The sequence below is a fragment of the uncultured Lactobacillus sp. genome, from assembly GCF_948948975.1.
Taxonomy (GTDB): domain Bacteria; phylum Bacillota; class Bacilli; order Lactobacillales; family Lactobacillaceae; genus Lactobacillus.
The window spans coordinates 17538-29173 of the sequence record NZ_CARBVX010000023.1; the positions used below are offsets into that span (position 1 = coordinate 17538).

At 35.0% G+C, this 11636-nt stretch carries 7 protein-coding genes; 1 reads left to right on the forward strand and 6 read right to left on the reverse strand.

What is annotated here, in order from left to right; genetic code table 11:
* Positions 1-18 precede the first annotated feature (18 nt).
* The 5 genes from Q9R40_RS08370 to Q9R40_RS08390 form a co-directional block, all read right to left on the reverse strand.
* On the reverse strand, positions 19-3105 hold the full coding sequence (locus tag Q9R40_RS08370; protein WP_304651649.1) for a non-ribosomal peptide synthetase: 3087 nt from the start codon (positions 3103-3105) through the stop codon (positions 19-21).
* The gene (locus Q9R40_RS08375; RefSeq protein WP_304651648.1) at positions 3102-3806 is read right to left on the reverse strand and encodes a thioesterase II family protein; all 705 of its coding nucleotides are present in this window, start codon (positions 3804-3806) and stop codon (positions 3102-3104) included. Before Q9R40_RS08375 ends, Q9R40_RS08370 begins: the two co-directional genes overlap by 4 nt.
* Positions 3807-3833: 27 nt before the next feature.
* The gene (locus Q9R40_RS08380) at positions 3834-4490 is read right to left on the reverse strand and encodes a 4'-phosphopantetheinyl transferase superfamily protein (RefSeq protein ID WP_304651647.1); all 657 of its coding nucleotides are present in this window, start codon (positions 4488-4490) and stop codon (positions 3834-3836) included.
* Between the two features lie 725 nt (positions 4491-5215).
* Entirely contained in the window at positions 5216-6025 is an 810-nt protein-coding gene (locus tag Q9R40_RS08385; protein WP_304651646.1) for an endonuclease/exonuclease/phosphatase family protein, read from the reverse strand.
* 64 nt (positions 6026-6089) lie between these two features.
* Positions 6090-8285 carry a PTS transporter subunit IIBC gene (locus Q9R40_RS08390; RefSeq protein ID WP_304651645.1) on the reverse strand — a complete coding sequence of 732 codons (2196 nt, stop codon included), beginning with the start codon at positions 8283-8285 and terminating at the stop codon, positions 6090-6092.
* A gap of 223 nt (positions 8286-8508) precedes the next feature.
* Here Q9R40_RS08390 and Q9R40_RS08395 point away from each other — a divergent pair, with 223 nt between their 5' ends.
* Complete coding sequence (locus Q9R40_RS08395; protein WP_304651644.1) at positions 8509-9789, forward strand: hypothetical protein; 1281 nt, start codon at positions 8509-8511, stop codon at positions 9787-9789.
* 53 nt (positions 9790-9842) lie between these two features.
* Here the strand turns inward: Q9R40_RS08395 and Q9R40_RS08400 are convergent, their stop codons facing one another.
* Complete coding sequence (locus tag Q9R40_RS08400; protein ID WP_304651643.1) at positions 9843-11198, reverse strand: glutamate--cysteine ligase; 1356 nt, start codon at positions 11196-11198, stop codon at positions 9843-9845.
* Positions 11199-11636: the final 438 nt, after the last annotated feature.

The following is an 11636-nucleotide window of genomic DNA, read 5'->3' on the forward strand; positions in this document are numbered from 1 at the left end:
AGCTTCCCCCTGTAGTTCTTAATTAAGTTTATCTAAAATATACGAGAAATCATCAAAGTCAATACCTTCACCAACTTCAACCTTTGCTTCATTAACCCCTTTATTCTCTAATTTTAGTGCTTCAGTAATAATTTCTTCGACAATCTGTTTCAAAACTTTTTGTGAATAAAATCTTTGTTGAGCTTCAATAGAAATAGTAACATCCCCATCCAGAATCATTACATCAATTTTCATTGGATGCATATTAATAAAGTTTATTTCATTTTTTTCATACTTGAAGAAATCTTTTACATATTGAATGCTATTATCCTCTGTTAACTCTCCAAAAAAATTAAATAGAAAATGCGGCATAATAAAATTTAACTTATCAAATAAAAGTCCATAGCCAATTCCATCGTTAGGGATTGACTTAATTTGTTGGTGTATCTTAAATATTCCTTCTTCGGGTGTGCTTTCCCCGGTTAAAATCAAAGGATAAAAGCTAGTAAACCAACCAACAGTATTTTCTATTCTTAATTTTCCAGAAAAATCATGTCTCCCATGACTCTCAACTAATAATGGAACTTTTTCGATATTTTTAATTTTTTGTAAAGACTTTTTTAAAAGGAATAAGATAAGATCTAGAATAGTGTATTGACTACCATTGATTATTTTCTTCAATGAAGAGATTGAAGAAATTTTCTGTGTTATATTCACAACATTTTTACTTATTTTATTAGAAGTAACTTGATTCAGATTTTTATTTAATTCAGAAAAGTCATTGTTTAAATTTTTCCAATATTCAAACTCTGAAGAATTTACAAAATTCTTTTTATATGACTCTAAAAAGTAGCTCCAGGATCTAAAAGAAGTACTACTATTTTTGTTTTCTTCATAACTAGAATTACCCAAAATATTTCTTCCTAATTGATCAAAATCATCAAAAATATTTTCCCAAGATATTTCATCAATAATTAAATGATGTGCAACAAATAGGAGTAAATATTTATTATCCATTTCAAATACAATTACTTTAAACAATGGTTCACCATTATGAAATTCTAAGTTTCCTTCAATTAGCAGTTTATCTAACTCCTTCTTCCAATCTAATTTTTGATTCAATTTACGATCTATAACTTCTAAATTTGAGAAAGAACGATTTTCAATAATCAAAGTACCATTATTTAAAAAAGTGGCTGATAGTTCAGGATGAATTCTTACTAAATTAACTAGCACTCTTTCAATCTGATCAACATTTAAGGTCTCTTCAGTTTTTGACCGAATCTGATTAAAATGTCCAGGACACTTCATCTGATATTTTTTAAACAATTTCATAATAGGAGTATCGATAACACTTCCATATGGAGTAACACTGTCTTCAAATTCCAAAGTATCTTCTACAATATTCTGACAAAGATCGATAATTTTACCACTTGTTAATATCTGTTTTGTTGTACAGTTAAATCCATTTTTTCGTAAAAATGATACTGCTCGTATTGCCTTCATAGAGTCACCACCCAAGGAAATATAGCTTTTTTTCAAATCAATATCTTTTTTCCCTAAAGACAGTGCCAACGACTTATAAATAATCTTTTGCTTTTCATCTAGTTTATCGGCATAATTCTGCAAGTATCTTAATTTACTATTTGACAATTCCAGCAATTTTTTCTTATCAAGTTTTCCGTTTAACGTTAGAGGAAACTTATCTATTTGATAATATTCATGAGGTATCATATACTCAGGAAGTTTTGTTTGCAAATAAGTTCTTATAGATTCTTCTTCTATCTTTTCCCTTGAAATAAAATATACTTTTAAGGTATTCACTAACCCTTTAGCATAAATAATTCTAACATCATCAATACTTCTGAATTTCTTTAAATGAAAGAGTATTTCATTTAAATCGACTCTATAACCATTAATTTTTATTTGATTATCTTTTCTTCCAACATAATATATCAATCCGTTTTTAATATATCCAAAATCTCCCGTCCTATAAGCTCTCCCTGTTCCAAATGGATTAATTAAAAACGCTTCAGAAGTTTTTTCGACATTATTCAAATATTCCTTAGCTAAACCTACTCCTAAAATAAATATTTCTCCCTTATCACCTTCATCACATATCCTCAAAGTTCTGGGATCAGCTATTACTACTTGCATATTTTTAATCGGTACACCAATTGGTATTTGAGATTCTTCACCAGATACTTTATAGTGAGTAACATCTATACTAGCTTCAGTTGGTCCATATAAATTTACTAAGGTTCCCTTGCTTAATTTATAAAACTTAGAGGCATATTCTGGAAATAATGATTCACCACTTGAAAAAACCCATTTCAATTTAGATGAATCTTCAATATTATTATTTTCCAAATAATTCAAATATTCTGATAACATAGTTGGTACAAAATGGGTAACTGTAATTTTTTCTTCAACAATTTTTTGATAAATTTTTTCAGGGTTTCCTTGTTCTCCATCTTCTAATAATACACATGCTGCACCTGTAAAGAACCACCAAAAAAGTTCCCATACAGATACATCAAAAATATAATTTGTCTTTTGAAGCACCCTATCATTGTTACTAATTGGATATTCTTCTTGCATCCATGAAATTCTATTTATACAGCCTGAATTCGTATTCACAACACCCTTAGGTACCCCAGTAGTTCCTGAAGTATATATACAATAAAGAGAATCCTCACCATTTATAGAAGGAATGCTAATCTTTGAATTTAATTCTCTTTTGAAGAAACTATCATTGGCAACTAACGAAAAAATTGTATTGTTTAGATTAAGATCTTCATCCACAATTGCTAATTTAGAATTTGTATCCTTTAATATGTAATCTTTTCTTTCTTCTGGAAATTCTCGTGAAATTGGAACATATACAGCACCAACCTTAAGAATTCCTAAAATTGCAAATAGCATATTTTCTGATCTCCGCATAATAACAGAAACAAAATCACCTTTTACAACATTATTTCGTAAAAGTTCATTAGCTACTTTATCAGAATTTTTGTCAATCTCATCATAACTATACTTGGAAAAATCCGTAATTAGTCCTATATTGTTTGGAGACTTTTTAACTTGCTTTTTAAAAATTTCAATAATACTATTTGCTATCTTCATTTTAAATTCTCCTCTATAAAGTCTGTTATGCTCTCAACAATTGATTTAACATTGTCAAAAATAAAAAAATGATCCCCCTGAAAATTCTGAACTTTAAACTTTGAATTTGTTACCTTTCTCCAAAGAGTTACTTTTTCTTCAGAAAAGTTCTTATCTTCACTACCACTAAAAGCAAGAATAGGAATATCGATTAATTCACAACTTGCTTGAATACTATCAAATATTTGATAATCGTTTTTAATAATCTCTCCGAAGAATTCCACAGCTTCTGGATTATTTAAAATTTCTAGCGGTATACCACCTAGTTTCATTATGTTCTCAATAAAGTTTTCATTTGAATAATATTTTGAGGCTCCCATATTTTCTTTCATATCAGGTGGATACATTCCAGAAACTATCATTCCTTGTATTCTATTTTTTAATTTATTAAAATCTTTAACAACTTCGTATGTAATTAATGCACCTAAACTATGTCCAAAAATAAACAAAGTATCATTATCACTAGTATTTGCTCGAATATAATTTATACAATCTTCTCTCACTTTATCAATATCATCCATTAATTCCTCAGTAATTCGTTTACCATGCCCAGGATAATCATAAAGAATACAATCAATATTATTTTTCTTCAGTTGTTTAAAAATATCAGCATATCCCCAAGAATTCCCGCCTGCATAAGGTATCATAATTAATTTAATCACATAAAATCCCTCATTATTCTTAACAAACTAAAACCATTCTCCAAAATCTTTATCTTCATAAATAAGCAACTGCCAGTCAGAGTTCTCACTTAAAATATTAGCCGATATCCAATATTCCTGAATATTGATACTTATAGAATTTAAATTCAACTTAGCAGTATCAACTTTACATAAATCATCAATTAAGCCAATTCCTTTCATCTTTAAGTATGACTCCTTTAATGTCCAAATTCTTGTCGCCTCACTTTCATCATTTCTACTTTCTAAGTATATTTTTTTCCTTTCTTCCATACTTAAAAACATTTCTTCTATAGATAAATCCATATTTTCAATAGTCTCTACATCAATTCCAATCTCTGAATCTGATACAGCAACAACTACACACCCATCTGTATGGGAAATATTAAAGTATAACTTTCTCAGTCCTTGTTTTATTTTAAAATATGGTTTCCCGTATTTGGCATAACCAATCCTCGGTATCTTTTTGATACGCAATTTATTTTTTATAATGTGTTCTAGTAGTCTATATCCTATAATTGAATTAATACAATCTTTATCAGCATATTTCAAAGCTTCTTTTTGCCTATCATGTGGAAGTGTCTGCAACTCTTTCTCTACATTTTTAACATTATAATCAATATTTTTAACTATACCTAACACAAATACTTCACCATTTGAAGACATTACAATCTCCTATCATTTCCAAATTTTGATGTTCCCACTTTATTCCTTCTACATTTTTTCTTTATTTTTGCAGACATCCTTATTAACAAAAACTACATATCTTCCGAATGAAAACTTCCTCAACCTCCTTTTTTATCCTCATATTATTTTTGAAAAAGTATCGGTTTAACCATGTTGTTCTTTTATTCTTTTCTCGTCAATATCTTTACTATCGACAATAATCACTCTGTGCTAAGCTCCATATCTATAAATGTATATTAAAGTTACCATCTATTGCTAAAGCAAATATATATTCAATATTTTAATTCCTTCAATCAAGAGCATTGCTAGTAATAGTGAAAATGTTCCAGATATCCTCCTCCCCTTCATTGCTTAAGTATGAAGTATGAATCTTTAACCAACTCAAATCTTGCCCATACAAGTTATTATGTACCTTAAGCTTCGACATATTTTTAAATAGCAACCATAGAATCACCCTATTACAGGTTTAATTTTACACAAATTATATATCTAACCAAAATTTAAGTCAACACTTTTTTTATAAGTTAAAAATTAAAAATAGCATTCCCAAATCCTTTAAAAACCCAAACACACAACGGTTACCTATACATAAAAAATTAAAGTTAAATAAAATTTAGATAAAAAATGGATCTAAAACTACTTTTCATAGTCTTAAATCCATTTCAATAAAAGATTTCTACAGGTAACGCCTTTATTTGTTTTCTCTATTTGATCACACATTCCACGCCAAAATGATCACTGATCAAGAGTTGCTCTTTACCATCAAAAAGTACATGACTTTGCGTAACTTCAAGTTGTTGACTAACAAAGATATAGTCGATCCGCAAAGCTTTGTCATTATTTTCCCATCCATCGATATCTTGCAAGATCGTTGCTCCACCAGTCACCTCTTTAGCAGCTAAATGGCTGTCTTTTAGTTTTAAAGGACTAGCTAAGATCAATTCATGACCTGAAGTATTTTCTGGGTTATTAAAGTCTCCCATGATGACCAATGGTGCTTCTTCGGTAGCCAAAGCAGCTTCTAAACGATGCCATTCTGATTTAAAATCATTCTTCCACCATGAGAAATGCCCGCTGACAACACACATTTCCTGACCTGCGACCTGCGTCTTAGCGATCAACGCCCGACGCGTATGGTAGTCGTATTCATCATCAACATTTGACGTCAAAACGCTTCTTTCTGAGGTGAATGGCTGTTTAGATAACAAAGCCACCCCTTCATGATACTCATCATAGCCAATATGCCCGTAAGCCCATGTGAAATAATAATTTGCTCCATGTTCTTTTAAATATTCGACTAATTTTAAAGCATAATTGTCTTCGTGCAAATGATGTTGATTTTCTAGCGTATACGGCGCTTGTAAAACATCAGGTGAATCGATCCGTTGATTTACCTCTTGTAATGCGATCACATCGTAATCTGCAGCCAAGATCTGTTTACCTAAGATCTCCAAAGCAAGATCTGGATCTTCGCCTAACCAACTATGTGTGTTCAACGTTAAAAATTTTGCCACGTAAAATTCCTCCATAAAATAACTAAGCGACGCCTGATATCTGGGCGTCGCTTAGTTTTATCATTTAGACTTCAACTGTTCCGACAACTGTCTTAGCAGCCTGATGGCCTAACTTATCGATTTTGACTTCCTTGATATCCTGTACATTAGTAAATGCTACAACAATTGTATCATCTTTACCAGCAGCTTTGATCTTATCAAGATCAGCTAAGGCAAGTAAGTCACCGGCTTTAACTTTAGCCCCGTCATTAACTTTGACTTCAAATGGTTCTCCATTCAAGCCTACTGTATCAAGTCCCATGTGAACTAAGACTTCTAGACCTGCATCAGTTACTAGTCCGATCGCATGCTTAGTTGGGAAGACACTTGTTACTGTCCCAGAAACTGGAGCGTAAACATTTTGGTTATCTGGTTTGACCCCGAAACCATCACCCATCATCTTTTGTGAGAAGACTGGGTCATTAACGTCTTCGATCTTGATCACATCACCATCAGAAACAGTATGGATCTCTTCAGTTACACCTTTGAATTGGATCTTCTTTTCTTCTGTGACTGTACCACTCATAACGTCGACTTTTGGAATTTCGACACCAGAATCAAGCAAGTCTTGGACATCAGATTTCAAAACATCAGCTTTTGGACCATAAACAGCTTGAACACCTTCACCTTTGACGATCAAGCCCATCGCACCAACTTGCTTCCATTCTTCTTCCGAACCAACTTTGGCACTATCTTTAACAGTTACACGTAGACGCGTCATGCAGGCATCAACATCGGAAATATTTTCGCGACCGCCAAGCAAGTTGATGATCTTAACAACTTGTGAGTTAGGATCAGCTTGACCATCTGCTGTAGTTGCTGTATCAGAACCAGCGTCTCCATTATCGATACCATCATAGTTACCATTGCGCCCAGGAGTTGCTAAATTGAACTTCTTGATCATGAAGTTTGCGATAAAGTACATCGCTACCGCAAAGAGTAAGGATACCCAAACAAAGTTGAAGATATCTTGCCCTAAACCAGCTTTAAATGCCATTGGTGAGCGGGTGAGCAATTCGATGTTACCAAAGGAGTGAACACGTAAGTTGATAAGGTCAGCTGAAGCAAATGCCAAACCTTGCATGATCGCATAGACGATATACAATGGTACCGCTACGAACATGAACATGTATTCCAATGGTTCTGTAACACCAGTCAAGAATACGGCAAGTGCAGCTGAGATAAACATTGAGCTGTATTGTTTTCTCTTATCTGGATCAACATTGCGATACATCGCAAGGGTCAGACCCATCAAGATGCCAGTTGAACCGATCATTTGACCAACTTTGAAACGAGCTGGTGTCCAGTGTGTTAAGACATAGTTGTATTTAGCCATGTCGCCAGCACCTTTTAAGTTGACTAAGTCAGTTGTCCAAGCAAGCCACAATGGATCTTGCCCAAATACGTGGTGACCAGCTTGAGCACCAGTCAAGATCTCGTAAGTTCCACCTAAAGAGGTGTAGTTGATCGGGATCGTCAACATGTGGTGCAAACCAAATGGAAGTAAGAGACGTTCCAAAGTACCATAGAGGAATGGTGCCAAGAAGCGTGCTGTTTCTTGGGAGTTAGCGATCCACATCCCAAAGCTGTTGATCCCGTATTGGATAACTGGCCAAATAATAGCTAAAACTAACGCTACGACTGTCGAACGCCAAATAACTACGAAAGGTACGAAACGTTTACCGTTGAAAAATGATAACGCATCTGGCAACTTACGGAAGTTGTAGTATTTGTTGTAAGCTGTTGCCCCAACAAAACCAGCAATGATACCAACAAACACACCCATGTTAAGAGCTGGTGCCCCTAAAACGTTAACAAAATAGTCACTAACTAAGATCTTGCTACCAAAGATGGTATGTACGTAAGCCTTAGAGTCTGCCATCATCTCAGCATTAACGCCAAAGACAGTACCGGTTACGATGTTGATCAAAATAAATGCTAAACCTGCAGCAAAAGCACCGCCAGCACGTTCCTTAGCCCAACTACCCCCGATCGCTAATGCAAAGAGGATATTTAGGTTATTGATAACGCCCCAACCGAGCTGTTCAATAACACCACCAGTTGTAACTAAGGCGGTCATATTAGGATCGATCATTGCCAATGTCTTACCGATACTGATCATCAAACCAGCAGCTGGCATGACGGCGATAACGACCATCAAACATTTACCGAACTTTTGCCAAAATTCGAAACTGAAAAACTTTTGAAATTGTGCTTTCAACTACCTCACTCCTTTAAAAATTATCTCTAGATCGTTAAGTTATGCAACCGGTTTATGCAATCGGTTTCATTACATTTTTTATTATAGCGACTCTTCTTAAAAATGTAAACCTTTTCGCTTAATTTTTTTATTTTATTCTTTTAATTTACTCTCATAGTAGACTCGTTAAGGTAATTTTTAGAATTTAGGGTGTAAAATGTATACAAAGAAAGAAGTGTAACAATTGGAAAAAATTTTTAGTTTATTTAGCGATACGCTTGGCAAACTCTACATACTTTTACCTAATATCATCTTTGCTTTTATGATCAATGTCAAAGTTGGCCTTGGAACTTTACATACCGCACTGCCCTTTATCTTACTCTATTCTTTTCAAAAAATGGGGATCTTTACGTTAAATAGTTTTGGCAAGATCACAAACTACACTAAAGTCTTACGGATAGATCTATTTTTAGCTTTAGGGGGCGTGGTACTTGCGATCAGTGGAACGCTCTTCAGACAACAGATCTTACTAGATCTCAGTGGGATCCTAGTTGGGACAGGTCTTTCTTGCTTACCGACGCTCATCAAAAAAGGACTTCCACACAAAAGCAGTAAGCTCAGTTTTGTATTCTCACTTTTGATCGTTTTTCTAGTCGGAGTAAATATTAAATATTTCAGCAATCTTTTCAACCTCTATCTACTGGCGCTTTTATTGCTCATGACGTTGATAGCCTCATTTTATCTACCTGCACCTAAAACACAGATGCTAGCTCAGCTCAAGTTAGATCTGCACTCTTTTGTTCCTGCAGGTATCATTTTATGTCTCTATGTAATGATCAGAACTTATCGTCAGACGGCTTTGATCGCTGATTTTGAATGGATGTTGATCTTTAGTGGGATCATCTTCTTGTTTTTTCTTTATCAAGATATCTTTTGCGTCTATGAGCAGACCTATCAATTTTGGTTAGGGGCATTGAAAAACTTTTTGATCATCTATAGCCTCTTTTGGTTCTTTATTTGCGGTCAAGTGGCGCTGATCATCTGGTCTTTTATCATTTTGATGCTCAGCAACTTTTTGGGTGGGCTTTTTTATCACAAATCGACCTATTCTAACGTAACCATCCAAGTAGGTGCATTCTTAGGGACGGTATGTGGGCTTTTGATAATGCTATCTTCTAGGATCTATCTTGTCGGCTACTTTATCACATCTTTCTTTGCACTGATCGCTGGTAAAGCTAATACAAACGATGGGCTTTTGGCTGACAAAAGTGGTCAGATAAAAACGCTTGGGAGCCTTTTGCAACAAGTATGTTTAGGTCTGACGATCGAACTAGTCTCACTTTGGCAACTACATAGTCCGACTGCTTTGCTCTATTCTAATGTCTACCACCAAGCCATGTTAAAAGATACCTTCCCAGCTTTTATGGTCCGTTTGATCTTGATCAGTCTCTTCATCATCAGTGGCAACTTGATCTTCTCGTGGCACCTCTACCGCCTTTATTCAGCCAAGCATAAAAGCAGTTGAGCAACTTACATAAAAACAGCCGACCGTTAAAAATGGCCGGCTATTTTTTTAGATCACTTTCGCGGTTCCCAGCTTCCCCGAAAGATCTGTTCTTTTAATTCTTCAGCGGTCAAACTTGCATTATCTTCAAAACCTCTAAAGGGATGAAGTGCAAGTAAGGCAGATTTTTGATAATCTTTTGCCCGCTTTAAGGCATACTGTGTCAAAGAATCATCTTTGATATGCCGAACTAGACGGGCACTTGGAGTATTCATCGGGATCTTGACCCGATACTCCATATCTTCGATCAATTCTTGATATTCAGGGCCAGCTTGGATCAGGTCGACATAGACTTTTAGATGCTCGATCAATGCGATCGCAGCTTCTGATAATTGACTCTTTTTAGTTGGATCTTCTAAAGCAACGATCTCATTTCGCTTATCAGCAACAGCTAAAGCTTCATTGACTTCGCTTTTATTTAGAGCTGGGCTCATGATAAAGTAACTCGCTAACAGCCGAATAAAGCGCAAGGTCCCCGTTCTTATCCCGACATAGCTCGTTGGATCAAGGTCTAACATCCGCAATTCTAAATATTTGATCCCATCTGTTGCTAAGGTCTCCACATTATCGCCTTTAAAACGAACAGGGCCATGGAATTGCGCTGCTGTATAGATCTCTTTTTTAGCCACAGCACGCTTGATCCGCGCGACATAACTTTCAACATCAGTGTAATCAGGTGTAAATTTAGACCCAAAACCATATTTTTTGCTCTGGCGTAAACTACGAACTGGATGTGACAATTTATCACCTTTTTTAAAGTAATTTTCTTCAGCGATCGGACTAGCTCCAAATAGATACGTCAATAACCACCGATAACGGACGAATCCTTGTGCCACGATCGTATAGAGATAGTTTTGCACAGCCAGTTTATCAGCAAATTTATCAGGCATTTTTTGATAGACCATCTCGATCAGATGGTAGTCAATACTTAGATTGATATGTGCACCACATGGAGCTCCTTCTGCTAAGCGGTGTTTTTTTAACCATTCTCGAAAATACTTTTCTTTCTCTGGCCCAGCTTTAGCGATCCTGACGCGATCATTAGCTAGTTTAGGTGGCATAGACAACGGCCACAAAAACTCTCCTGGTGAAAGTGCTGTCCTAAGTGCCGTATTGATGCTATAAAGATAGTGCATCGCATCTAAGGAATTACTGGCAGCCGGTGTCACGACTTCCGACATTGTTTCTAAGAAATCATTAGTTATCCAAGGATTGACTTTTTCATCACCGATCGCAGCTGGATACGGTTCTTCACTGAGATTGCCTGTACCATCGACTCGATGCATCTCGACTTCTAATCCCATTTTAAAGTCTGAAGTCTTAGAGACTGCTTCATTTTCAAAAATCAATTCACCGATCTTACTGAACATAGTATTACCGCTATAAAAATGTGAACAAATACGAGTTATATTTGAGAAAGAAATATAGTTTTTCCTTTCCGATCATCTAGATCACTTTTAGCTAGGAGCATGCTCGATCCACTTCACATTTTGTCCTTTCTATGTTGCACACATGCTCATCGCTTGATTTTTTAATATTTTACTATATACCTTCTCATTTTTAAATGTTTTTTTAATACTTAAAAACAAGTTCCTACCACTTGCCGATGTTAGTACCCATGATCTTGAGTAAAATAGCGTGCCCATAAAGATGCTTTTAGCTAAACTATAACTCTAATACTTTGAACAAAGTGGTTATTAAATATCAGGATATACAAAAAAAGCCGCTAGTCAAATCAACTAACGACTTTGATCGCGTGGCAACTTCCTACCCTCGCAAGGGGCGATCCCCTAACTACTATCGGCGTT

Excerpts from the sequence above, each read along its gene's own strand:
- Q9R40_RS08400 (WP_304651643.1), bottom strand. The coding sequence starts at position 11,198 with ATGTTCAGTAAGATCGGTGAATTGATTTTTGAAAATGAAGCAGTCTCT.
- Q9R40_RS08380 (WP_304651647.1), bottom strand. The coding sequence starts at position 4,490 with ATGTCTTCAAATGGTGAAGTATTTGTGTTAGGTATAGTTAAAAATATT.
- Q9R40_RS08370 (WP_304651649.1), bottom strand. The coding sequence starts at position 3,105 with ATGAAGATAGCAAATAGTATTATTGAAATTTTTAAAAAGCAAGTTAAA.